The sequence below is a fragment of the Salipaludibacillus sp. HK11 genome, from assembly GCF_047795645.1.
Classification (GTDB): Bacteria; Bacillota; Bacilli; order Bacillales; family Salisediminibacteriaceae; genus Salipaludibacillus.
The window spans coordinates 3,636,439-3,659,802 of the sequence record NZ_CP181045.1 but is presented as its reverse complement, the minus strand read 5'-3'; the positions used below and the strand labels follow the sequence as shown (position 1 = coordinate 3,659,802).

General features: G+C 40.1%; 24 protein-coding genes. 17 read left to right on the top strand and 7 right to left on the bottom strand.

Annotated features, from left to right (window positions below):
• The first annotated feature begins 19 nt into the window (after positions 1-19).
• Entirely contained in the window at positions 20-301 is a 282-nt protein-coding gene (locus ACM26V_RS17145; protein ID WP_416147960.1) for a hypothetical protein, read from the top strand.
• Between the two features lie 82 nt (positions 302-383).
• Here ACM26V_RS17145 and ACM26V_RS17140 read toward each other — a convergent pair whose 3' ends face one another.
• Complete coding sequence (locus ACM26V_RS17140) at positions 384-902, bottom strand: acyl-CoA thioesterase (RefSeq protein WP_416147959.1); 519 nt, start codon at positions 900-902, stop codon at positions 384-386.
• Between the two features lie 107 nt (positions 903-1,009).
• Here ACM26V_RS17140 and ACM26V_RS17135 point away from each other — a divergent pair, with 107 nt between their 5' ends.
• Positions 1,010-1,345 (top strand): CHY zinc finger protein, encoded by a 336-nt coding sequence (locus ACM26V_RS17135; protein WP_416147958.1) that lies wholly within the window; start codon positions 1,010-1,012, stop codon positions 1,343-1,345.
• A gap of 41 nt (positions 1,346-1,386) precedes the next feature.
• On the opposite strand, the gene ACM26V_RS17130 is transcribed toward ACM26V_RS17135, so the two are convergent.
• The 3 genes from ACM26V_RS17130 to ACM26V_RS17120 form a co-directional block, all read right to left on the bottom strand.
• On the bottom strand, positions 1,387-2,835 hold the full coding sequence (locus ACM26V_RS17130) for a carbon starvation protein A (protein WP_416147957.1): 1,449 nt from the start codon (positions 2,833-2,835) through the stop codon (positions 1,387-1,389).
• Between the two features lie 145 nt (positions 2,836-2,980).
• Positions 2,981-3,730 (bottom strand): LytR/AlgR family response regulator transcription factor, encoded by a 750-nt coding sequence (locus tag ACM26V_RS17125; protein ID WP_416147956.1) that lies wholly within the window; start codon positions 3,728-3,730, stop codon positions 2,981-2,983.
• Between the two features lie 124 nt (positions 3,731-3,854).
• Positions 3,855-5,594, bottom strand: a complete 1,740-nt coding sequence (locus ACM26V_RS17120) for a LytS/YhcK type 5TM receptor domain-containing protein (RefSeq protein WP_416147955.1) — start codon at positions 5,592-5,594, stop codon at positions 3,855-3,857.
• A gap of 358 nt (positions 5,595-5,952) precedes the next feature.
• Here ACM26V_RS17120 and ACM26V_RS17115 point away from each other — a divergent pair, with 358 nt between their 5' ends.
• From ACM26V_RS17115 to ACM26V_RS17075, 9 genes are all read left to right on the top strand, one after another.
• Positions 5,953-6,648, top strand: coding sequence for a TVP38/TMEM64 family protein (locus tag ACM26V_RS17115; RefSeq protein WP_416147954.1), 696 nt, complete (start codon positions 5,953-5,955; stop codon positions 6,646-6,648).
• Between the two features lie 38 nt (positions 6,649-6,686).
• Positions 6,687-7,928, top strand: a complete 1,242-nt coding sequence (locus tag ACM26V_RS17110; RefSeq protein WP_416147953.1) for an ABC transporter substrate-binding protein — start codon at positions 6,687-6,689, stop codon at positions 7,926-7,928.
• Positions 7,885-8,805, top strand: coding sequence for an ABC transporter permease (locus tag ACM26V_RS17105; RefSeq protein ID WP_416147952.1), 921 nt, complete (start codon positions 7,885-7,887; stop codon positions 8,803-8,805). Before ACM26V_RS17110 ends, ACM26V_RS17105 begins: the two co-directional genes overlap by 44 nt.
• A complete protein-coding gene (locus tag ACM26V_RS17100) occupies positions 8,802-9,605 on the top strand; it encodes an ABC transporter permease (RefSeq protein WP_416147951.1) in 804 nt (267 codons plus the stop codon). Before ACM26V_RS17105 ends, ACM26V_RS17100 begins: the two co-directional genes overlap by 4 nt.
• Before the next feature lie 23 nt (positions 9,606-9,628).
• On the top strand, positions 9,629-10,633 hold the full coding sequence (locus ACM26V_RS17095; protein ID WP_416147950.1) for an ABC transporter ATP-binding protein: 1,005 nt from the start codon (positions 9,629-9,631) through the stop codon (positions 10,631-10,633).
• A 21-nt stretch (positions 10,634-10,654) separates the two neighbouring features.
• Positions 10,655-11,236 (top strand): CDP-alcohol phosphatidyltransferase family protein, encoded by a 582-nt coding sequence (locus ACM26V_RS17090; RefSeq protein WP_416147949.1) that lies wholly within the window; start codon positions 10,655-10,657, stop codon positions 11,234-11,236.
• A 140-nt stretch (positions 11,237-11,376) separates the two neighbouring features.
• The gene (locus tag ACM26V_RS17085; RefSeq protein ID WP_416147948.1) at positions 11,377-11,778 is read left to right on the top strand and encodes a rhodanese-like domain-containing protein; all 402 of its coding nucleotides are present in this window, start codon (positions 11,377-11,379) and stop codon (positions 11,776-11,778) included.
• 166 nt (positions 11,779-11,944) lie between these two features.
• Entirely contained in the window at positions 11,945-12,562 is a 618-nt protein-coding gene (locus tag ACM26V_RS17080) for an FMN-dependent NADH-azoreductase (protein WP_416147947.1), read from the top strand.
• Positions 12,563-12,592: 30 nt separating this feature from the next.
• Entirely contained in the window at positions 12,593-12,955 is a 363-nt protein-coding gene (locus ACM26V_RS17075) for a hypothetical protein (protein WP_416147946.1), read from the top strand.
• Positions 12,956-13,051: 96 nt separating this feature from the next.
• Here the strand turns inward: ACM26V_RS17075 and ACM26V_RS17070 are convergent, their stop codons facing one another.
• Positions 13,052-14,581: a BCCT family transporter gene (locus tag ACM26V_RS17070; RefSeq protein ID WP_416147944.1), complete on the bottom strand. Its 1,530-nt coding sequence runs from the start codon at positions 14,579-14,581 to the stop codon at positions 13,052-13,054.
• 138 nt (positions 14,582-14,719) lie between these two features.
• Between ACM26V_RS17070 and ACM26V_RS17065 the strand changes: the two genes are divergently transcribed.
• Positions 14,720-14,896, top strand: coding sequence for a hypothetical protein (locus ACM26V_RS17065; protein ID WP_416147943.1), 177 nt, complete (start codon positions 14,720-14,722; stop codon positions 14,894-14,896).
• A 66-nt stretch (positions 14,897-14,962) separates the two neighbouring features.
• Here ACM26V_RS17065 and ACM26V_RS17060 read toward each other — a convergent pair whose 3' ends face one another.
• Entirely contained in the window at positions 14,963-15,742 is a 780-nt protein-coding gene (locus ACM26V_RS17060; RefSeq protein ID WP_416147942.1) for a helix-turn-helix domain-containing protein, read from the bottom strand.
• 138 nt (positions 15,743-15,880) lie between these two features.
• Between ACM26V_RS17060 and ACM26V_RS17055 the strand changes: the two genes are divergently transcribed.
• The 5 genes from ACM26V_RS17055 (at position 15,881) to ACM26V_RS17035 (ending at position 21,480) form a co-directional block, all read left to right on the top strand.
• Positions 15,881-16,639 carry a sugar phosphate isomerase/epimerase family protein gene (locus ACM26V_RS17055; RefSeq protein ID WP_416147941.1) on the top strand — a complete coding sequence of 253 codons (759 nt, stop codon included), beginning with the start codon at positions 15,881-15,883 and terminating at the stop codon, positions 16,637-16,639.
• A 16-nt stretch (positions 16,640-16,655) separates the two neighbouring features.
• A complete protein-coding gene (locus tag ACM26V_RS17050) occupies positions 16,656-17,684 on the top strand; it encodes a Gfo/Idh/MocA family protein (protein ID WP_416147940.1) in 1,029 nt (342 codons plus the stop codon).
• Between the two features lie 45 nt (positions 17,685-17,729).
• Positions 17,730-18,698, top strand: coding sequence for a sugar phosphate isomerase/epimerase family protein (locus ACM26V_RS17045; protein ID WP_416147939.1), 969 nt, complete (start codon positions 17,730-17,732; stop codon positions 18,696-18,698).
• 18 nt (positions 18,699-18,716) lie between these two features.
• Positions 18,717-19,790, top strand: a complete 1,074-nt coding sequence (locus ACM26V_RS17040) for a Gfo/Idh/MocA family protein (protein ID WP_416147938.1) — start codon at positions 18,717-18,719, stop codon at positions 19,788-19,790.
• 322 nt (positions 19,791-20,112) lie between these two features.
• Positions 20,113-21,480 carry an aspartate kinase gene (locus ACM26V_RS17035; RefSeq protein WP_416147937.1) on the top strand — a complete coding sequence of 456 codons (1,368 nt, stop codon included), beginning with the start codon at positions 20,113-20,115 and terminating at the stop codon, positions 21,478-21,480.
• Between the two features lie 312 nt (positions 21,481-21,792).
• Here ACM26V_RS17035 and ACM26V_RS17030 read toward each other — a convergent pair whose 3' ends face one another.
• The gene (locus ACM26V_RS17030; protein WP_416147936.1) at positions 21,793-22,596 is read right to left on the bottom strand and encodes a hypothetical protein; all 804 of its coding nucleotides are present in this window, start codon (positions 22,594-22,596) and stop codon (positions 21,793-21,795) included.
• Positions 22,597-23,364 lie beyond the last annotated feature (768 nt).

Here is a 23,364-nt window from a genome sequence, read left to right as displayed (position 1 = left end):
ATCAAAGGAGTTTATTTATATGAGTGACGATTTCAAAAAAGAAGAAAAAGTAGAAAGAAGAGAAGAACCATCGCGGGTTGGGGCGACCTTAATTAAATATGCATTTATTACCGTTCTTACGTTGATTATTTTGTTCTTTATCGTGAATTACCTTATTCCACTATTCCCAGATGGTAACGGAGGTGGCGGTGAAGGAAATGGTAATAACGGAGACAGTACCATTAACGTCGAAATTGATAGTGACGCAAACAGCGAAGGGAACGACGGAGGAAATAACGCAGGAAATGAAGAGGAAAATTAACTGAGTCGACAATGTAGCAACATAAATAATTATCCAAATAAAAAAGCTGTTGATTCCAACAGCTTTTTATTTAGTTCTGTAATCAATCATTCTCCCACGGTTTTAACTCAGAGAGAATTTTCGCGAATTTCTTACTCTGATTTCGTCCCTCTTTTCGAACCTTCGATCTTTGTGGTGCAGTGTCATGGAGAAATATCTCTTCATCGGATTCTGGTATGACCTTGGGTACATGGCAAGGGTTACCGTCTTCATCCAATGCAACAAAGGTCAAAAAACTAGTGGCGGCAAGCCGACGGTCTCCCGTTAGTAAGTTTTCAGCAATCACTTTTACAAATATTTCCATTGAGCTTGTTCCCGTCCAAGTGACATGAGATTCTAAACAAACGGAGTCTGTTTGCCGAATCGGGTGTAGGAAGTCAACCGAATCAATGGAGGCAGTGACACATTCAGCCCGACAGTGTCGTGAAGCTGAGATGGAAGCAACGTCGTCAATATCTCTCATCAACTTTCCGCCAAAAAGCGTGTTATGATTATTCGTATCTTGCGGGAAAACCCGCCCCGTTTTTATAACTTTTGAATGTTTACAGGGTTTATCAATCATAGTGGTTCATCCTCCTGGAAAATGAATAAATAGATTTTTAACAGTATACCATCGACTAGTGATTTATGAAATAAATGACGCATTACGAGGGTATGGGAGGGAAGTTTATGAAACAGAACAATATTGAAGTAAAAGGTAAGCTCGTTGACAATGAAACGCGTTGTGAACATTACCATTCAGAGCGAGACCGAATCGCAATCAAATTCAAGTGTTGCAACACGTACTACTCTTGTATTTACTGTCACGAGGAAAGGACGAATCACCCAGTTGTTCGTTGGGAGAAGATTGATTTCAAGCAACAAGCTGTTCTTTGTGGGTCTTGTGGTATAGAGATTTCAATTGATGATTATTTACATACACCGGAGCACTGTCCAACGTGCAAACTTTCATTTAATCCAGGTTGCAAAAATCACCATCACTTTTACTTTGAAATTGATAGTTGAAAAAGAAAAGTCTAGCCACAAAGGCTAGACTTTTAGAGAATTTAAGCAATTTTGTCGACATTTGCATCGACTTCAATCTGTTTTGTTTTCAACTCGTTCTTTAATTTTTTTGCGAAAAGCACAATCACAATCACAATCACTGTTCCAACTGCCGCACCAGCATACGATAAAGGCATTGATAAACCAAAACCAATTTGTGCATTAAGAATATACGTGAAGGTGACCATAGTCATGAATGCAGCAGGAATACTAGAAATCCAGTGGTTCTTCTTTTGCAAACCTAGATACATCGCACCAACCCAAAGAGCGATCATCGCAGTCGATTGATTTGCCCAAGAGAAATAGCGCCACAAGATCGTGAAGTCCATTTGCGTTAAAGCGATAGAAATAATAAATAATGGAATCGCTATAAGAAGGCGACTTTTAATCTTAATTTGCTTGAATTTAAAATAATCGGCAATGATCATTCTTGCACTTCGGAAAGCGGTATCACCAGAAGTGATAGGAAGAATAATAACACCAATCACTGCCAAAGTTCCTCCAATTCCACCAAGCATCATCATCGAGACGTCACTAACAATTGCAGCAGGTCCGCCTTGGGCAATAAGTGCACTCAAGTCAGTTCCGTAAAATAAGCTCATTGCTGCTGCAGCCCAAATCATTGCGATTACAGCTTCAGTAATCATCATTCCGTAAAAAATCTTGCGACCATCTTTTTCACTTTGTGTTGTTCGAGAGATAATCGGTGTTTGTGTCGCGTGAAAGCCAGAAAGTGCTCCACAAGAAATCGTTAAGAACAATAATGGAAAGATCATTAAACCATCTGGATGCATGTTTGTAAGAGTCATCTCAGGAATAGGAGCGCCGGTGAAAATCAAGCTTCCACCAATACCTAATGCACTAATAAGAAGTAACCCTCCAAAAATCGGATAAATTCTTCCAATAATTTTATCGATCGGAAGCATAGTTGCGAATAAATAGTATAAGAAAATTAGGCCAATAATCATACTTATCGTGACCCATCCAGGGACCATATTATGAATGAGAGCGGCAGGGGCCGTGACAAAAACCGTACCGACTAAGAGTAACAAAAGTACTGAAAAGCCGTTGACGACATGTTTCATCACTTTTCCAAGGAACTTACCTGCGAGCTCAGGTAAATGTGCGCCACGGTTACGAATAGAAATCATTCCTGTTAAATAGTCGTGAACAGCTCCTGCGAATATGGCGCCGACTACAATCCAAATGAAGGCAACTGGCCCGTAAAGAGCACCCATGATTGGACCGAAAATTGGTCCTACGCCGGCAATGTTCAAAAGTTGAATCAATGAATTTCGCTTTGTGCCCATTGGGACATAGTCGACTCCATCACCTTGATTCATAGCTGGAGTGATCCGGTTATCTTTCACTCCAAATACTTTCTCAACGAATTTTCCGTAAGTAAAATAACCAACGATTAAAATAGCAATAGCAAGTAAAAAAGTAATCATAGGTATCCACCTCTCTATAATTGATAACGCTTTCAACATAAGGATTATTATACTTGTTAGATTATAGAAGAAGCTTCATATTTATTATCATGCTTTATTTTGAAGGTAACATGCTAAATATACCGACTAAGATGCAAAGGTAATGCTAAATCTCCAAGCGAAGACGCAATTTTTTTACGTAATGGCGGCTAACAGGAATTTCTTCCTTCACATTTAATAGTTTAAGTTGATAGGCACCATGGAACCAAGGAGTCATTTCTTCGACTTGCTTTAAATTTACAATAAACCCTTTATGCGTGCGAAAAAAAGAGTGGTCAGCTAGTTTCTCTTCAATGTCCTTTAAAAGATATCGTGTAACAAACTCCTTTCCGTGACTTATTACCTTGGTTACATTACCGTCACGGTATATATAATCTATTTCTTTTGGATCAATATAATGAATTGTCTCATCTTCTTGAACAGCAAGTTTCCCAAGACCTTCATTGGAATAAGGGCGCTTTCCGTTTTGCTCACCCTCGGCCGAAAATGCCTTTCGAATTCTCTTAATCGCATCGAAAATTTGTTCTTCATCAAAAGGTTTTAATACATAGTCTAAAGCGTCAACGCGGAAAGCTTTTACGGCAAAATCAGGGTATGCTGTGGCAAATACAATGAATGGAACTTTTTTTAATTTTTGAATGGTACAGGCTAATTCTAACCCATTTTTGTCGCCCATTTCGATATCTAGAAAAAGTGCATCTGGCTCTAAATGGATAATTTTTTCTAGGGCTTCTTCAGCGGATTGCGCTTCTCCAATGACATTAAAGTCAGGATATGTTAATAGTAAATGGCGTAATTCATCTCTACTAAATGGCTCATCATCTATTAATAACACGCGAATTTTGTTTTTGACCATATACACTAACTCCCTTCTTGATTAAGTGAAATATAATTTTTACATGGAATCGAAATTATTGCCTGCAAAAAGCAGTTGTAAACAACAGCTGGCTCACGCAAAGATTTGAGTTGATCTGTAATACCTATTTAACATTGACTAGAAAAAAAGATATCGTTGTGCCTTTTTGTGGTTCACTACTAATTCGTAAACCAGAATCAGGTGATATCATATCTGACAAACGGCGATGGACATTATAAACGCCAATTCCGGAGCCTGTTTCAGACTCAACAGTCTGTTTTGTTAATGTCTTTAATCGTTCGGAAGGAATGCCTTTCCCATTATCACTAATGGATACACAGATGCCGTCTACTTCTTGTTTAATTTGTATCCGAATTAGTAACGGTTCTAGGCTTGACGTTCTACCATGTTTGATTGCATTTTCTACAAGCGGCTGCATGGTCAGTGATGGGACTTGTTGACTCAATAGCGATGGGTCAATATCCCATGCCACGTCTAAAGATCCAGAAAACCTTGCTGATTGAATCTCCAAGTATGACGTGATTTGTTTCACTTCTTCACTTAACGATGACCAAGCTTTGTTAGTTCCAGCTAAGTTTTGCCGAAAGAAATTTGACAAGGAAAGGAGAAGTTTCCTTGCTCTTTCAGGATCGGTCCGTATCATTGATACAATGATATTAATCGTATTGAACAAGAAGTGAGGGCTGACCTGTGCCTGCAATGCCTTAATCTCTGTTTCTTGGGTAATTTTTTTCAATTCTTCGACGTTAGCCAACTCAAGTTGATTGCTTAATAATCTGGCCAAACCATGAATCAATTCTTTTTGCAGATCTGTTATTTCTTTCTCTGATCGAAAATAGAATTTAAGTGTTCCAATTATGTCATCTTTTTCCTTTAACGGTACGATCATAGCAGCCTTAATACTAGGTGGAAGTAGGTCTTGATCTTGAATTTCCTGTTGAATCCCAATGAATGTTTCACCTGTTTCCAATACTTGCTTTGTCGCTGCCGTTTTTATTTTATTGCCTTCTAAATAGAAGTCTGCTCCGGTTCCTTGATAACTTAAAATATTTTCTCGGTCGGTCATAGAAACAGCAGATGCCTTTACTTCACGTAAAAGGATCTCACAGGTCTGTGTGGCTGAATGTTGCGATAATCCGCGTCTCATATAAGTAATCGTGTGTTCGGCAATATTGAGCGCGCGCCCTGATTGAACAGCTGCCATTTTCTCTTCTTCTTTGATAACACTGCGGATAATAAGTACGAAAACTGAAGCACCAATACCGTTAGCGACAATCATCGGCATACCAATAAGCTCCACAAGTGCGAAAGCTTGATCGTACGGTTTTGCGACGAGAAGGATGATTGCCATTTGAATGGTTTCACTTAAAGCTCCGATGATAAAAGTCAAAGTTAAAGATATATTCGTGCCTTTCTTGACGAAACGATGGGCAATACCGGCAATAATCCCAGCAATGATTGCTGAAACTCCACAGGCTAATCCGGTAAATCCACCTAATAGAAAACGATGACTACCAGCGATTAAACCGGCTCCAACGCCAACTCTCCATCCGCCAAGTAAACCAGCAACAACGACACCGAGGACACGGGAGTTAGCAATCGCTTCATCTTCAGCAAGACTTGATAATCCCATCGTGTAATTACCTGCTTCTGCGGAGATGACGACACCAGTATAGGTTCCAATGATGCCAAAGAAACCGAATAATAATGTGACGCTAATTCGTTGAGATATGGTGACGTTATGGTCGTCAATTACACGCCGAAAAAATGGAATTCGTGTCATCACAAATGCTACCATCACAATAATACCTAAGCGTTCAAGCATAATCACAAACAATTCCATGGATTTCCCTCCAAGATATAAAAGTTTACTTTCTTTCAAGAGAGAACGTTATCTTCAACTATTAAATCGACTTTATAACTTTTAGAAGTCGCTGTCTAGTCGCGATGTTTTTATCTAGTGTTGTGAGAGCTATAAAACGAATTTTACCTATTTCACTCTTTCTATAAGTTTGCAGATAGTAAAGAATAAGCCAATTCATGATAAAATAGATAACACAATATAATTGAAATTATTTGAAATCTGAGATACCTCAGTCTGTATTAGGTTAAGTGAATTCTACTACAAACGAAGATTTGGTTATATATAAAATGATCATGCAGGGATGATAGTAGCAAGGTGACTAATGGAGGAAAAGTGGATGAGTAAAAAGAAAACATCAATTATGAAACTAATTATTTTAGTTGGTGCCATCGCCATCGTCTTATTGATTGGATGGCAGACTGGTTTAATCAATCATCTACAAGAAGTAGAAACGATGCAACGATTTTTCAATGATTTTGGCTTGTTAGGATACGGGATTTATATCCTTCTCTTCATTGCAGTTGCAGTATTTATGCTACCTGCCTCGGTAATGACGCTTGTAGCAGGGGTTACATTCGGTCCGTTTATCGGGGGAATGTTAGCGATGATAGGCGGAACATTAGGGGCAGCTACAGCATTTCTTGTTTCAAAATATCTAGCGAGAGCAATGATTACCAATAGATTCAAAGGGAATAAAGTTTTTGAAAACATCGATAAACAAGTAGAGAAGAATGGCGTCAGCTTCTTGATTCTGACTAGGCTTGTCCCGATATTCCCATATAACTTGCAAAATTATGCTTACGGATTGACGAGATTGCCATTCGTAAAATATACAGTTATCTCTTTCGTTGCGATGGCTCCAGGCTCATTTATTTATGCATATATGGCTGGTCAAATTGTTCGAGAGGGCATATCTCCTTTTCTTATGCTTCAATTTAGTGGAGCGGGAATCACTCTTTTCTTACTCTCTCTTATTCCGAAATACCTTGCTAAGAAAAAAGGAATCGATATGCATGATTTGAAGGCTCGATGAATGACATGGAAAACTCAGTGGTGGGAATTGTTTACTAAATGAATAATTGGAGTGTGAACCTGTTTATGGAAAGAATTAAATGGATGTTAAGTATAGTGATTGTTGCACTTGTAGGCTGTAACACAGAACAAGAAGCAAACCAGTCAGATCGAGATTTAAGTAGTGCCGATTGGGAAGAAATCGTTTCTGAAGCAGAAGGGACCGAAGTAGGCATTTATATGTGGGGTGGAGACGATGGCACGAATCAATACATAGACGACTATGTGACTCCTACCCTGAAGGAAGAGTATGACATTACATTGAATCGTTATCCAATGGATGCACCGGACTTTCTGTCTAAATTAATGACAGAAAAGCAAGCAGACCAAGACAAAGGCACGGCAGATATCCTTTGGATTAACGGGGAAAACTTCAGAAATGCGAAAAATAATCAGTTACTCTATGGTGATTTTGCTTCAAATCTTCCTCACATGGATGAATACATTGGTGAAGAAGCACCATTTGTACATATGGATATGGGGACGGAGATTGATGGACATCAAGTTCCGTGGGGAAACGTTCAGTTCGCTTTTCAATACAATAAAGAGATGGTCGATGGCAATCCACCAACTAGTATGGAAGAATTAATTCAATGGTCCATGGACAATCCTGGGCAATTTACATATCCGAACGTAAACGATTTTACTGGCAATGGATTTCTTCGGCATCTTTTATACGACGTTGCGGATGATCCAACAGAATTAGAGACATTTGATGAAGGATGGCTAGATGAGAACGCAGATGAAATTTGGGAGACGTTAAATGCATTCAAAGATTCCCTATGGAGAGATGGTCAAACATATCCGGAATCACTTTCGCAACTCGATCAATTATACGCGAATGGTGAATTGGCATTTACAATGGGATTTAACGAACATCGAGCAGAAAGTCTTGTTGAAGAAGGGATTTTTCCCGAGTCGACAGAGACGATTGTTTTAGAGCCAGGATCGATTAGTAACTCTCACTATTTAAGTATCCCATTTAATAGTCCAGAACCAGCCGGAGCGATGGTAGCAATTAATTTTATGATTTCTCCTGAAGCACAAATAAAGAAATTGGATCCGAGTATGTGGGGGGAGGGGACAGTACTTGATACGTCGCGACTAACATCCGAACAAACAGATGAAATGGAGACGTATATCGGACCGTCCGTTATCGAACAAGATGACATCCTCGCTGAGCTTGATGCAGACTATCATGATTGGATTCAAGAGAACTGGGAACGAGAAGTTGTTCAATAATAAAAGTAATAAAAGTCGACTCAAGCCATATCTTTTTTTGCTACCTGCACTTTTGGTTACGGCATTATTTGTTGGTCATGGACTTTTTATGGCTGCCAAAGAAAGCTTTGTTACAGACGGAAATGAGATTATTTTTCATTATTATGTAGAGCTTTGGAAACACGATACGTTTTTGTATTCGCTCCGAGTCAGTGTATGGGTCGCTTTTATTTCGACGGCGATATCACTTGTTATCGGATTGTTAATAACGAGAGTAATGTTTCGACTTTTTAGTCGCGACGGTTGGAAGTTCATTGCATGGTTCCCTATGCTAATTCCTCATTTTGTCGCAGCATACATTTGTTTTTTGCTGTTTGCGCCAAGTGGCTGGCTTTCTTCCGTATTTTTTCAAATTGGGTGGCTGGAGAGCATGAGTCAATTCCCAGTGTTCGTAAATGATCCGTTGTATATTGGAGTGATTTTCACCTATATTTGGAAAGAGATCCCTTTTGTTGTGCTAATGCTCCTTCCTGTTTATCAAGAAATGGACTTACGTTTCGAAGATGTTAGTCGTACTTTAGGTGGGAATAAGTGGTCCGTTTTTAAAACAGTTGAATTTCCGTGGGTTTGGCCAATATCATTGGAAGTTTTTCTGATTTTGTTTGTGTTTATTCTCGGTGCATTTGAAGTGCCAGCTTTGCTCGGAGTCACCTATCCAAAAATGATCCCAGTACTCGCGTATGAATGGTTTTACCAAGGACAGTGGGCAAATCGTCCACTTGCTCAGGCGATGATGATTTGCATGTCTGTCGTAGCCTTGATTGCAGCGGTCCTGATTCTAACTTTTACGCAACGGTGGCGAGCGAAGTGGGCGACATCAAGGGGTGATGACGAATGAGTATGAAGCGAAAAAATTTTCTACAGCTTGTTTTAATTAGTTTGTTCGTGATCATTTTTATCGCTCCAGTGAGTCTAATGTTTTTCAAGAGTGTCAGTTTTGCATGGTCTTGGCCAGACTGGATCCCTTCGCAGTTCGATCTTCGAGCTTGGCGAGTCGTGTTTTCTGATGTAATGATCTATCAGTCCCTGTTGAATACGATCGTGATCGGATTGGTTGTTGTCGTGTTGAACTTTATCATTGCGATTCCAGCGGCTTACGGATTAAGTCGTTACAAGTTCAAAGGAAAAGCATTTATTGAATCAGCATTAATGCTATCGATTTTAATTCCTGTCCTAGCGATCGCAATGGGGTTGCACGTATCGATGATTAGACTCGGCTTGACTGATCAGATTAGCGGGGTGATCTTGATTCATTTGTTACCGACTTTACCATATGCGGTTCGAGTCTTAAAAGCGGGCTTTGATAGGCTGCGACACGAATGGGAGGAACAAGGTTCAGTATTAGGCGTGCGGCGGCGTACCGTTTTTTGGACGGTGATGGTACCGTTGATGACGCCTAGTATTCGGAGTGTGGCTGTATTAGTGTTTGTCATCTCATTGAGTCAGTATGTGTTGACAGCAATTATTGGCGGCGGGAGAGTCTCGACACTTCCGATGATATATTATCCGTTTTTTACGAGCGCCAATGAAGCGGTAATTGCTAGTTTTTCTGTGCTCTTTGCGCTAATGCCGATCGCGTTTCTAATCGTATTTGAAATTGCACTTAGAAGCTATTTACGAGTGATCAAACGGCCATAACGGAAGGGGGAAGGTGTCCATCCATGTTCATACAAGTCGACAAACTTAACAAATTTTTTTCAGAAACGCCCGTATTAAAAAACGTGAGTTTTGGATTAGAAAAGGGGCAAATCATCAGCATAGTTGGACCATCCGGATGTGGGAAAACAACATTTTTGCGATGCATAGCAGGGCTTTCCTTTAGTACGACTGGAAGTATTTTTGTTGATGACATCGATATCACCAACGTAAAAACGGAAAATCGGCCAGTCGTTCTCATGTTCCAACAACCGCTATTGTTTCCACACTTAACAACTTTAGAGAACGTCACTTACGGCCTCAAGTATGGAAAAGCGAAAGTATCTAAAAAAGACCGGATTGAACAAGGACTATCGATGTTGGAAAAAGTCGAGCTTGTTCCATTCGCAAATCGCTATCCTAATCAGCTTTCGGGTGGACAACAGCAACGAGTAGCGCTTGCAAGAGCATTGATTTTAAATCCTAAATTGTTGTTACTAGATGAACCATTTAGCAGTTTAGACCCATCGTTACGCACCACGATTCGGTTATGGGTTCGTGATTTTCTCAAAAAAGAAGGAGTTACGGCGCTGTTTGTCACGCATGATCGTGAAGAGGCGATGATGATGGGCGACCAAGTCGCAGTCATGAATGAAGGTTCATTTCAACAAATCGATACACCTGACAAAGTCTATCAAAAACCAGGTAACTCGACAGTTGCAGAAATGTTCGCAGAAGGATTAAATGTAAACGACCAATATCTCGCTGCCGATCAACTAAGTTTGGCTCCACCCAGGAATCTAACTGAAGAAGTGATGGAGACACTAGATGCAGTGATCGAGCACAAAATATTAAAATATGGCTATTCATTCTATCAAGTTCAAGTTCCCGCTCTTAAACAGCGCGTCGTTGTTCAGTCGAAACTGTCGTTTGAAGACGGAGAGAGAGTTATACTGTACTATAAAAAATCAAACTTACTTTCTTTTCCACAGAAAGATTCACAAAAGGAAAATCAAGCTATAACAGAGTAGAAGTAAAAGGATGTGTCAATCTTGTTAGATACGAAAGCTCGTCACCTTGTAGAGCCGGCAATAGACAAAGCGGCTATCCTATTTTTAAAATCAGGTCTAACAGCTAATTTTGTCACTTGGGTGGCATTTATTATCGGTGTGACATCAGGTATATTTATATATATCGAGCAACCTATATTGGCATTAATTGTTCTTTGGGTATCGGGCTTTCTCGATGCTGTCGATGGCACAATGGCACGCCAAACGAAAACAACACCATTCGGAACAGTTCTCGACGTGAGTTTTGACCGGCTTGTTGAGATCAGTGTCATTCTTGGCTTAGCTTTCCGTTATCCTGAATCCATGTGGGTGTTGCTAATATTAAGCGTATCAATTATTTATGCGATGACGATATTTTTAACAGTGGGAGCAGTTACTGAAAAAAATGGGATGAAGTCTTTCTATTATCAGCCAGGTTTAGCGGAGCGAACAGAAGGATTTATCCTTTTCTCGTTAATGATTATTCTTCCTAATTATCTACTTATCATCGGTCTTGTATTTATTGTAGTAGAAATCTTCACGTCTCTGCAACGATTGAAAGAGGCACGAGAGATCTTAAAGTAGCAGGCGAATTTGCGGAAACGGAAAGGTTTGTAACGGTATATTATATGCCACAGCTCAATAAAAAAAATTAATTGAAGTGATTACTGTATGTTATAATGGCGGTGGTTTATTGGAATCATCATATAAGAGGGGGACTTGATATGAAAAAACTTACATTTTTACTTGTTTTATTGTTAGGTATTGTTTTAGTAGGCTGTTCGAATAACGATGCAAATACAGGAAATATGAACGAAATGAGTTCAGAAGATTTGCAGACTCATTTAGAAGAGGACGGGATGGATGAAGAGACGTATTATATCGATGTACGTGAGGAAGATGAGTTTGCCGAAAGTCATGTTGCCGGATTTATTAATATTCCGATGGATGACGTGATAGAGGATGCGTCCATCTTACCTGAAGACCAGGAGATCCTGATTTTATGCAACACGCAAAATCGCAGTATTCAAGTCGGTGAAGCTATGATTGAGCAAGGGTTTGATGCTTCAGATATATCGATCGTTATGGGTGGAATCGCTTCATATGAAGGCGAAAAAGTAGAGTAACTTACTTGAACGACCGAAAAGTCTCAGAAAAAAACGAACAAGTTAGTATGCTTCTCTTTTCTCGAATGGATAAACCACTCGAGAAAAGAGTTTTTTGTGTATAATTGAGTGTGGAAAAGGATAGTTATTCATTAAATCAACGTAAAGTAGGTAATGGAGGTTAGTGATGACATTATTATTTGTAACTGCAAATCCTAAACAGACGAGTGAGTCCTATGGCCTGCAATTAGCAGAGTCCTTTTTAGCTGACTATATGAAACAGAAGCCAGATGAACCAGTTGAACGATTGGATTTATTTGAGGTCGAGATTCCAGCACTTAAACGTGAAGCACTTTCGATGTGGGAAAAGCAAGGGAAAGGTGAATCAATGGCTTTGGATGTCGTTACGAACCCATTCGTAGAACAATTCTTGCAAGCAGATCGGATCGTGATTGTCACACCGCTTTGGAACATGAGTTTCCCACCACAAGTGAAGGCATACGTCGATCATTTGATTATTCCTGAAAAAACATTCCGCTTCACAGATAAAGGAATCGAAGGATTGATGCAGCATAAAAAGATGGTCCATATCCAGTCACGCGGTGGCGTGTATTCAGAGGGGCCACTTCAGAAGTTTGAACACGGCGAAAGTTATTTGCGGACGATTTTTAGCCTAATTGGGCTGAAAGATTATCATCACCTTTGTATTGAAGGGACCAGTACATTCCCAGACGACGTTGAGAATCGATTGGAACGATCGAAGGAGCAGGGACGCGATTTAGTGAGAGAATTTGCAATAGACTGATGGATTTCAAAGTTTGAGGAGGCAAGGGAATTGAAGGTATTATATAAAGCTTTAAGCAAACCGATTAAAATCAATGTTCTTGCTGCAGGAGTGGGAAAAACGAAGTTGTTTTTAGATGCCGAAGAAAAGATGTCATTTTCAGAAGCAATTATTCCAGTTGCTGAAAAAAGTCGCTTAAAAGAAAATGTTGAACGACACGGGGAACTCTACGATGTGCTAATTTTTACAGAATTAACGAATCTTATAGGTTATGGGTTTATTAGTGATGAGACCCCTCCACAAGAAGCAGTAGCAGCAATTGATGCAGGTGAAGTTGAGTTCGAGGAAGTGGAAGAAGATCAAGCAACAAGAACCCGAATTCTTTATTTTGAGGAAAGACCAGATGATTTTTAGTGAAAGCACCAGCATTACTGCTGGTGCTCTCTTTTGTGCAGCTTCATTCTGACTAGTCTCTAGCTAACTTCAACGTGCAGTTGTTTTTCCTTATCACTACCAATCCTCTTTCTCAGGAATTTGATGCTTCTCTTTCCCTTCTTTTCGAAGTGAACGGAAAATAGCGACGGTCATAAAGAGCATAATAATCATGAAAGGAAATGAAGTAATCGTGGCTGTTGCCTGAAGTCCTTCAATTCCTCCGCTTAATAAAAGAACAGCAGAGATAGCTGATATTAATAACCCCCAGATAATCAACACGTAACTCCGTGGGTTCATACTTCCGCTTGAAGAAAAAACTCCCAACACATACGTAGCAGAGTTAGCAGATGTAATGAAAAAGATGATGATTAATAAGAGACCAGCAAAACCTAGCAACCCTCCAAAAGGAAGCTGAGATAGAACGAGAAAGAAGCCTGCCTCCGGTTCATCAAGAACCGCTTGTGCAAGGTCAATATTTTCAAACATTTCATAGTAAAGTCCGGAGCCCCCAAAGGTGACGAACCATAAAATAGTCACAAGTGTAGGGACAAATAAGACGCCAATAATAAATTCTTGCAATGTACGACCTCTTGATATTCGTGCGATAAATGTTCCAACAAACGGACTCCAAGAGATTACCCACGCCCAATAGAATAACGTCCAATCCTGTACCCACTCACCTTCAGAATATGGTGTTGTTTGAAATGTCATTTGCATAAATCCTGTCGCATACTGTCCAAATGTTTTGGAGAAATGCTCAAGAATGAAAACAGTGGGGCCAAGTAGTAACCCGACAAGCAAAAGCACCCCAGCTAGCGACAAGTTACCAATACTTAATAATCTCATCCCCTTATTTAGTCCAGAAACAACCGATATTAGAAAAATAATTGTCACTACTGAAATAATCATTAGTTGCATCATCGTGCCATTATCCCAACCAAAAACATGGGAAAAACCAATTCCAACTTGCATAGTACTTAATCCAAAAGAAGTAGCAATACCTACAGTAGTAGCTACAATCGCAATAATATCGATGGTTTTTCCGATTGGTCCACGAATTCTATCGCCAAGAATAGGATAAAATGTTGAACTGATTAATCCAGGTAGATCTTTACGAAATTTAGCAAAAGCTAGACCAAGAGCAACGATTGCATAAATTGCCCACGGATGAAATCCCCAATGAAACACGCCATACAAAAGCCCTTGCTCAGCAGCTTCTTGTGATTCACTCTCAACCCCAGGAGGTGGTTCTACGTAATGAGACATTGGCTCACCAACACCCCAAAATACAAGTCCAACCCCCATTCCAGCAGCAAATAACATCCCTAGCCAAGTAAAGTAGTTATACTCTGGCGTATCCACTTTCTTGCCTAGTTTCATATGACGATATGGCCCAAATCCGAGGTAAAAACAGAATCCCAAGAAAAAAGCAGTAGAAAGGATGTAAAACCAACCGAAATGCTGAATCATCTGTGTCATCGTTGATTCCATTGCCTGCTCCATCATTTCAGGAGCTATCAATCCCCATAAAACAACTGAAAATATAAGTAATCCGGAAATCGTGAAAATCATTCCAGATTTTCCACGTTTATAAGTATATGGCATAATAAAAAACCTCCACAACCCTCCTGTTACCTGAGAGGAAGAAAATTAAACAAATAATTCCATAATAAATCTAAAAAATAATGGAAGGGTATGATGAGTAATCTGGGACATCTCGAATTGTTGTTAAGGTTTAGCTAAGTGATAGAAAGCAAAGGAGAAGGGTCACAAGAAGAAGCACCTTGTGCCCTTAAACGAGAGAAAGCAAAGGAGAGGGGGCACAAGAAGAAGCGTCTTGTGCCCCTAAGCGAGAGAAAGCAGAAGAGAAGGGTCAAGAGGATAGAACTTGTGTACCTAAAGAAAGAAAAATCAGAATGAAGGTAACAAGAAGCATGTACTCGATAAAAACCTCGCAAAAATTTACATTGAAGCATCTTTTCATCATTAAGACATCTGTTGTCGGCGAAATTGCCCAGGGGATTGACCAAAATGTTTTTTGAAGACGCGGTGAAAATAAGGGTATGTACCAAACCCGCAATTTTCCGCAATATGTTCTAATGTCATTGACGAGTATTGCATTTGGTTAAGTGCAGTCGCGAGGCGGATCTCTAGTGTATATTGAATTATCGTTTGATTTGTATGTTCTTTAAATAAATGAACCGCACGAGAAACGCTCAAACTAACTTGGTCGGCCACATCGTCGACTCTTAATGATTCCGTAGCATGTTCTTCAATATAGCGCATCATTTGCGTAACGATAAACGGGCGATCAACCTTGTGAGAGGTCTCATGAATGGACTGTTCCATTGTCAGGCAAAGCGCCTGAAGAAGATACTGCGACAAATCAGGGTTTTTCTCCTGTTTCGGGCGTCGTTCTTCAATCGTTAAATGTCGCCAGAGGCTGAGAAGCTTTTCATCAAGTTGGATACGAGTTGTTGTAGGCAACTGAGATTGCGAACACCAATCAGAAATCCATGAACCTTCACAGAAGATATGATAATCAATGCTGTCCTGGTTACCTGGTGTAAAAATCCCATATAAATCACCGGGTTTTCCGAAGAAAAGATCGCCTTTTTCAATCGAATATGTTTTATGGTTAAGTGTAATTGTCGCTGTTCCCTCTATTTGTAATCGAAATAAGTAACTTGTTAGGGCGGATTGGCTCTGGTCTTGATACCCTTTTTTATGATGCGAATAACCACAATAACCAATTTTAATTGACATAATTAGACCTCCCGCAAAACTTAAAATAGCAAAATAGTACATGTTTTTATTATATAATCTATTATTTTTTAAAACAAGGAAAGGTATGATAAAGAGGAATGATAACGCTTGTGCTACTATAAAAAGGATGGCGATCGTATGAGACAACCAAAAATTGCAGTACAATTGTATACTTTACGGGAGGAAATGGAGAACGATCCAAAGCAAACACTTCGTACAGTTGCCGATTTGGGATTCGATGGTGTTGAGTTTGCAGGATACGGTGGACTATCGGTGGAAGAAATGAAAGAAACGATTGACCACCTTGGCTTGAAAGCAGCATCGAGTCATGTGCCTCTTGCTGTATTAAAGGAAGATTTAGTTGGTGCAATTAAAGAACAAAAGATTTTAGGAAGTAAGTATTTAGTCGTTCCGTTTTTAATGGAAGATGGGCGATCCGAAGAAGACTACCAAGCACTTATTGCCTTTTTGCAAGAAGCAGGAAAGACGTGCAAACGAGAAGGGATTAGACTCTGCTACCATAATCATGACTTTGAATTGGACGTCCTACCAACTGATGGGAGACAAGCGTTGACAGCGATTTTCGATGAGACAAATCGAGATGACGTGATGACAGAACTAGACGTTTATTGGCTCAAAAAAAGGGAGGAAGATCCGCTCGAATGGGTACAACGCTATAAAGGGAGAACCCCACTCGTTCACTTGAAAGACATGACTACAGATGATGAGAAATTTTTTGCTGAATTGGGGACAGGCGGTGTAGACATAGAAGCAATCACCAAGTTGGCAATGACACAACCGATTGAATGGTGGGTTATTGAGCAAGATGTTTCTAGAAAGAGCCCATTGGAAAGTATCGCAATAAGTATGAAATACCTAAAACAAATCACAAAGTAACTTGGAGGGAATAAATATGACAACATTAAAAGTAGGCGTTATCGGATGTGGAAGTATTGCAAATTTTCGTCATTTACCAGAATATAAAGCGCAAAAAAATGTCGAAATCGTCGCAGTTTGTGACATCGTTGAATCGAGGGTTAATCAATTCGCAGAGAAATACGGTGCGAAGGCGTATACAAATTATCAAGAGCTATTAAAAGACGGTGAAATAGACGCAGTGAGTGTGTGTACACCAAACACGCTACACGCACCAATGACTATTGCTAGTCTCAAAGCTGGCAAGCACGTGCTTTGTGAAAAACCAATGGCAACGTCAAGAGAAGAAGCGGAAGAGATGATTGAAGCAGCGAAGAAAGCTGGGAAACAGCTAATGATTGCGCACAATCAGCGATTTGTTCCATCACACAAGAAAGCACGTCAATTAATTGCCTCAGGCGAAATCGGTAAAATCTATAGCTTCCGTACCGCATTTGGCCACGGTGGTCCAGAAGGTTGGAGTGTAGACGGAAAAGATAGTTGGTTCTTCGACAAGAAGCAAGCATTCATTGGAACGATGGGCGATTTAGGTGTCCATAAAACGGATTTGATCCGCTACATTCTCGGCGAAGAAATTGTCGAAGTCGGTGCTTTTGTTGAAGCGAATGCAAAGGAAAATAGTGATGTTGACGATAATGCTGTCTGTGTCCTAAAAACAGAAAGTGGAACGATTGGTACACTTGCAGCGAGTTGGTCATATGTCGCTAGTGAAGATAATGCGACGGTTATTTATGGAGAAAAAGCAGTCATTCGTTTGGAAGATGATCCAAAGTATTCCATGGTTGTCCAGTATCAAACGGGTGAAGTCGTAAAGTATGAACTTGGTGGTATTCAATCAAATGATGGAGATGGTCAGACTGGTAGTGACGTGATAAATAACTTTGTTACGTCAATTGAAAATAACGATCATTCTCCTGTTTCTGGGGATGAAGGAATGAAGTCATTAGCCGTCGTGTTAGCGGCTTTAAAATCAAATGAAGAGAAGACCATTGTAAAAATTAAGTAATCTCGATTTTTGAAAAAAAGATTTAAATGGAAAGGGTGTTGAGAGATGAAGTTAGGTGTGTTTACGGTGTTGTTTGGAGATTTGTCGTTTGAGGAGATGTTGGATACGGTGAAGGCGTCTGGGGTTGAGGCGGTCGAAATCGGAACGGGTGGTTATCCTGGAGATGCTCATTGTAATATCGACGAGCTACTTGAAAGTGAGGATGCGAGGAAAGCTTATCAGAAGGAGCTTGATGACCGCGGCATGTTTATTAGTGCGTTCAGTTGTCATGGGAATCCGATTACTCCTGATAAGGCATTTGCTAAAGAATCAGACGAAGTGTTGCGTAAGACGATTAAGCTGGCGTCATTAATGAATGTGCCGGTAGTAAACGGGTTCTCTGGGACGGCTGGAGATCATGAGGGGGCGAAACAACCAAATTGGCCGGTTTCGCCTTGGCCAAGTGAATATTCGGACATTCTGAAGTGGCAGTGGGAAGAGAAGCTTGTTCCATACTGGAAAGAAATCGGTCAGCTTGCGGAAGAACATGGTGTGAAAATTGGTCTTGAGCTGCACGGTGGCTTCTTAGTTCACACGCCATATACGATGCTTAAATTGCGAGAAGCGACGTGTGATGCGATTGGTGCTAATTTAGACCCAAGTCATATGTGGTGGCAAGGAATTGATCCGGTTGCGGCGATTAAAATTCTTGGGAAAGCAGGAGCGCTTCATCACTTCCATGCGAAGGATACGTACATTGATCAGGATAACGTGAACATGCACGGGTTGACGGACATGCAGCCGTACACGGATGTGCAGTCGCGGGCGTGGACATTCCGCTCTGTCGGTTGTGGGCACAGCATAGAGGAATGGTCAGAGATGATGAGTGCATTGCGCACGTATGGGTACGACTATGTTGTGAGTATCGAGCACGAAGACCCAATTATGTCGATTGACGAAGGCTTTTCTCGTGCGGTAAAAAATCTAGAGGATGTCATCATTCGTGAGAAACCTTCTGACATTTGGTGGGCTTAGTAGAAAGGACTGAAAGATATGGAATCGACATGTACAATTGCTGTTGTAGGTTTTGGTGGCATGGGTGGCCATCATGTTGAACATTTAGAAGAGATAGATGCCTTTGAAGTGGCGGGTATTTATGATATCCGTCCCTCACAAGAAGACCTCGCTCGTGAGAAAGGGCTGCACGTTTACACGACATTCGAGGATGTGTTGGCCGATAAAAAAGTAGACATCGTCTTGATTGCGACGCCGAATCATCTTCACAAGGAAATCGCGGTCAAGTCGATGCGTGCTGGAAAACATGTTATTTGTGAAAAGCCTGCGACGATGAATAGTGAAGAGATGGAAGAGATTATCGACGTCGAGAAGGAGACGGGGCAATTGTTCGTTGTGAACCAGAACCGTCGCTGGGATGAAGACTATTTGGTCGTGAAGAAGCTTCATGATGAGCGGGCGATTGGCGATGTTTTTCATGTAGAGTGTCGCGTGCATGGTTCTCGTGGTATTCCTGGTGATTGGCGCCAAAAAAAGCAGTTTGGCGGTGGAATGCTGCTCGATTGGGGCGTGCATCTCGTCGACCGCGTTCTCTTGATGTTCGATGAAAAGGTGGAGGACGTTTATTGTACGTTTAGTCACGTGCGAAACGATGAAGTCGACGACGGATTCAAGTTAACGCTTACATTTGCAAGTGGGAAGACGGCATTTCTTGAAGTTGGGACATACAATTACATTAACCTTCCCCTGTGGTATGTCAACGGTACGCGAGGGTCAGCGGTGATTCATGATTGGTCGATGAAAGGCGAAGTGGTTCATCTAGAAACTGATGAACAAAAGGACGCCAAACCGATTTCAGCGGGTGCAGGCCTAACAAAGACGATGGCGCCTCGCTATGATGACGGGACTGTTCGTCACCAGCAACTGCCGCGAATTGATTCAAATATTGAAGACTTCTACTTGAATGTAAAAGATACAATCGATGGTAAAGCAGATATTCTTGTGAAAAATGAAGAAGTCCTTCGAGTCATGCGGTTACTCGAAACTGCCATCGAATCAGATGCGACGAGACAAGTTGTTGGTTTTGAGAAAGATGTTAAAGTAAGAGAATAATATGTTTGCAGGTGCTACCATCGTGATATGGGGCACCTTTTTCATGTTTTGGCTGGCTTATCGGTTCGATTTCACCGTGAAGGGCGCGCAAACGTGATATCAAACATTAATTTTGTTTAAGTGAGGATTCTGCGCAAAAGGGATACTCAAATTATATTATATGAGACTATATAAATAGGTTCGTGTATATTTTTCAAATATTCATAACGTTCCTATTGCCGAGAACCGTCGATTCTAGTATACTTATTTTACAATTCTACCTAAGAAAAACAAATGTCTTTTTACAGAGGACATAAAAGGTATATAAAGGAGTTTTTGAACGATGAAAGTGGTTAAGTTTGGCGGAAGTTCATTAGCAAATGGAACGCAATTTAAAAAAGTCGCACAAATCGTTATTGCGGACAAGGAGCGACGTATTGTCGTTGTCTCTGCTCCAGGAAAGCGATCGGCTGAAGATATTAAAACAACAGATTTACTAATATCGTTAGCGAATGAAGTAACGAACGGTGGAAATGAAAGTGATGCTTTGCACCTCGTCCTAAGGCGATTTGCCGATATTGTCGAAGAACTTGAGTTAGAGAGCGAACTTATAACTGAAATTGAACGACAATTACTAGATTTAATCACGACTTATCGAGACGATAAAGATCGGTTATTTGATGCGTTGAAAGCAAGTGGAGAAAATCAAAATGCTAAACTTGTCGCTGCGTATTTTAGAAAACTAGGCGAAGAAGCGCATTACGTGTCACCAGAGGAAGCGGGAATTATCGTAACCGATCACCCGGGAAATGCACGGATATTACCAGAAGCTTATGAAGAATTAGAAAAACTTAGAGATCGTTCAGGAATTTTGGTCATCCCAGGATTCTTCGGGGTTTCAAAAATGGGGAACATTGTAACATTTCCACGAGGTGGGTCTGACATCACTGGTTCGATTGTGGCAGCTGGAGTTGGTGCCGATTTGTATGAGAACTTTACCGATGTTAACTCGATTTATAGTGTTAACCCAACACTCGTTAGTGAGCCACACAAAATGAAAGAAATAACGTATCGAGAAATGCGCGAGTTAGCCTACTCTGGTTTTTCGGTTTTTCACGACGAGGCTTTGCAACCCGTTGTGAAAAAGAAAATTCCAGTACTTATTAAAAATACGAATGATCCTCAAGCAACAGGGACACAAATTGTTGCTGATCGTGTGTTAGATGGGTTAGCCGTTGTTGGGATTGCAAGCGATGAAGGTTTTTGCAGCATTAATCTAACAAAATATTTAATGAACAAAGAAGTAGGGTTTGGGCGAAAGTTGTTAGAAATTCTTGAGGGCGAAGAGATTTCGTTTGAGCACACGCCTTCTGGAATTGATAATATGTCCGTTATTATCCGATCTCATCATTTACAGAACGGGAAAGAGGAGCGGATTTTACATCGGATTCGCACAGAATTATTTGTTGAGGAAGTCCATGTTGAACGAGACCTAGCGATCGTTATGGTTGTCGGTGAAGGGATGGCTAAGGCGGTGGGAGTTGCTTCTATGGCGACAGCGGCCCTATCCAATGCTGGCGTCAATATAAAAATGATTAATCAAGGATCATCTGAAGTGAGTATGATGTTTGGCGTCAATGCAAGCCAAGCCGATTTAGCGGTACAGTCCTTGTATCATGCGTATTTCACGCCAACGACAGTAAACCAGTAGTGATAGTTTGATAATTAGACAACGTCAAAAAGGATGTGAAGATTTTCTTCACATCCGTTTTTCGTACGTGAGTTATTGTTTTGAAATATAAACAGAGACAGACTCACCTTTGACGTTAAATTTTCCATACCCATTATCGTCAACTTTCCTGAACGCGGTCTTTTCCCACAAACATTTTTTTATGACCATCCTCGCCGGTAGAAACAATAATGTATTGAAATAACTGGAACTGAGAGAATAGCTGAAAAATTTTAAGCTTTTAATAAAATGAAATACGTTTGCCTTTTTTGGGGCGAACATTAAGTTAATTACTTAGTTTTCTTCTATGCTTAAAGTGCTAGCCATGGCTAAACTTTTTTCAATTAGCTCCTCGGTTTCAATATCTTTAGGATAAGTAAAATTGACCGCATACCTAATGTTCGGTTCAACCTTCACAAGTCTGTGAATCACATATTCTCTACCGTCTAAACGTTCGTTATGACGATCATCTTCTCCATATGTCCCTTCGACCTTTAAATAATAGTTAAAAGATTCTTTAAGTGATGGGTAGTTAGCTAAATCTATGTCCGTTACCTCATGGGGTTTAGAAGTGTCATTAGGGGAACTTTCCATCACTGCATAATTATTTTCTTTTAGCTCATCCGGTTCTAGTGGAGGTTCGTAACTGGTGACAACCTTTGTAATATCATATTGAACTTCACCAAAAGGATGCTGAACAATTTTTTGATAGCAATTATCTGAAAGATCACTCGTCAGCGCTTCATCCCTCCCATCATTTTTATTTGGGAGATCAAGATAATTTTCTTGTCCAGAAGGGCAAGACTCGAAAGCATTCTTTGAAACGATTCGAAACACTTCCGTTTCAGTAATATAAGGGTCTCCAACATCTTCTACTGTAATCATTTCTGATTCTAATATTTTTATGGAGAATTCGTCTGTCAACTGATGTGTCTTAGTCGGTTGAGCTTCGCCATTAATGATTAAATGATCATCTGATTCTTTCACATTATCTCCTTTATCACTTGACGTCGATGATTCTTCTATCTCTTCTTCTGAACAAGAAATCAACATAAAGGTTAAAATCAATAATAGTAGTAAACTTAAATTTTTGTACATATTACAGCCTCCAATGCTAAAGTTAATTACCTCACTGTTTATTATTTCACACATAAGCTATTATTCAAATATTTTTTGTCATTAACGGTTGAGTAAAGTTCATAATTCATGTATTGAATAAAGTCAGAAGTTCAGAATATCACGGTGGTGATAGTAGGGAAATTTGCTCGATTTCGGGGGGCAATGCTTCATCTATTGGTTTCCATGAAGATGGATCCTAGTTTTTTAAAATCAACGATCAAGAGGAGTAGAGTCAAATTTTTAGCATTAATCTTAGCTGATTTTTTCTCTTTGTTTGTAATCGTCATCTAGTGAGCTTCATGGCTTTGTAAACAAGTGTAATCAAAGTGAAGGCTGTCCCAAGACAAATTAAGGACTTGTTGGATGCCTTGAGCTGATTGTCTATCTCTCTTACAGATAATTGGCAGTCTTCCTTTCTCGCGGTTGATATCTTACCGATACACTCGATGAGCTTCATCTTATAAATCAATTCACGTATGATAGGAGCCGAACGGATACGAAATGGTTATAACTCAGGACCGTCATGCATTGGATCTATAAAAGGGATCATCTCTGTTTTGGATTGAAAATGATAATCTTTGATATCTACATGCTATATGCCTGCTAAAATAGGTGCAGAATCTGAAATATAAATGTTAATATATTTATATTCAAATCTATTGATAAATGTGGAGATATGATTATTTATAAACAAGAAAGAGTCTTTTCTAGATAAGACTAGAAAAGACTCTTAACAAACATTTTAAA

What these genes read in the sequence shown, in the direction of transcription:
- ACM26V_RS17145 (WP_416147960.1), top strand. Translation starts at nt 20, where the DNA reads ATGAGTGACGATTTCAAAAAAGAAGAAAAAGTAGAAAGAAGAGAAGAA.
- ACM26V_RS17140 (WP_416147959.1), bottom strand. Translation starts at nt 902, where the DNA reads ATGATTGATAAACCCTGTAAACATTCAAAAGTTATAAAAACGGGGCGG.
- ACM26V_RS17135 (WP_416147958.1), top strand. Translation starts at nt 1,010, where the DNA reads ATGAAACAGAACAATATTGAAGTAAAAGGTAAGCTCGTTGACAATGAA.
- ACM26V_RS17130 (WP_416147957.1), bottom strand. Translation starts at nt 2,835, where the DNA reads ATGATTACTTTTTTACTTGCTATTGCTATTTTAATCGTTGGTTATTTT.
- ACM26V_RS17125 (WP_416147956.1), bottom strand. Translation starts at nt 3,730, where the DNA reads ATGGTCAAAAACAAAATTCGCGTGTTATTAATAGATGATGAGCCATTT.
- ACM26V_RS17120 (WP_416147955.1), bottom strand. Translation starts at nt 5,594, where the DNA reads ATGGAATTGTTTGTGATTATGCTTGAACGCTTAGGTATTATTGTGATG.
- ACM26V_RS17115 (WP_416147954.1), top strand. Translation starts at nt 5,953, where the DNA reads ATGAGTAAAAAGAAAACATCAATTATGAAACTAATTATTTTAGTTGGT.
- ACM26V_RS17110 (WP_416147953.1), top strand. Translation starts at nt 6,687, where the DNA reads ATGAATAATTGGAGTGTGAACCTGTTTATGGAAAGAATTAAATGGATG.
- ACM26V_RS17105 (WP_416147952.1), top strand. Translation starts at nt 7,885, where the DNA reads ATGATTGGATTCAAGAGAACTGGGAACGAGAAGTTGTTCAATAATAAA.
- ACM26V_RS17100 (WP_416147951.1), top strand. Translation starts at nt 8,802, where the DNA reads ATGAGTATGAAGCGAAAAAATTTTCTACAGCTTGTTTTAATTAGTTTG.
- ACM26V_RS17095 (WP_416147950.1), top strand. Translation starts at nt 9,629, where the DNA reads ATGTTCATACAAGTCGACAAACTTAACAAATTTTTTTCAGAAACGCCC.
- ACM26V_RS17085 (WP_416147948.1), top strand. Translation starts at nt 11,377, where the DNA reads ATGAAAAAACTTACATTTTTACTTGTTTTATTGTTAGGTATTGTTTTA.
- ACM26V_RS17080 (WP_416147947.1), top strand. Translation starts at nt 11,945, where the DNA reads ATGACATTATTATTTGTAACTGCAAATCCTAAACAGACGAGTGAGTCC.
- ACM26V_RS17070 (WP_416147944.1), bottom strand. Translation starts at nt 14,581, where the DNA reads ATGCCATATACTTATAAACGTGGAAAATCTGGAATGATTTTCACGATT.
- ACM26V_RS17060 (WP_416147942.1), bottom strand. Translation starts at nt 15,742, where the DNA reads ATGTCAATTAAAATTGGTTATTGTGGTTATTCGCATCATAAAAAAGGG.
- ACM26V_RS17055 (WP_416147941.1), top strand. Translation starts at nt 15,881, where the DNA reads ATGAGACAACCAAAAATTGCAGTACAATTGTATACTTTACGGGAGGAA.
- ACM26V_RS17050 (WP_416147940.1), top strand. Translation starts at nt 16,656, where the DNA reads ATGACAACATTAAAAGTAGGCGTTATCGGATGTGGAAGTATTGCAAAT.
- ACM26V_RS17045 (WP_416147939.1), top strand. Translation starts at nt 17,730, where the DNA reads ATGAAGTTAGGTGTGTTTACGGTGTTGTTTGGAGATTTGTCGTTTGAG.
- ACM26V_RS17040 (WP_416147938.1), top strand. Translation starts at nt 18,717, where the DNA reads ATGGAATCGACATGTACAATTGCTGTTGTAGGTTTTGGTGGCATGGGT.
- ACM26V_RS17035 (WP_416147937.1), top strand. Translation starts at nt 20,113, where the DNA reads ATGAAAGTGGTTAAGTTTGGCGGAAGTTCATTAGCAAATGGAACGCAA.
- ACM26V_RS17030 (WP_416147936.1), bottom strand. Translation starts at nt 22,596, where the DNA reads ATGTACAAAAATTTAAGTTTACTACTATTATTGATTTTAACCTTTATG.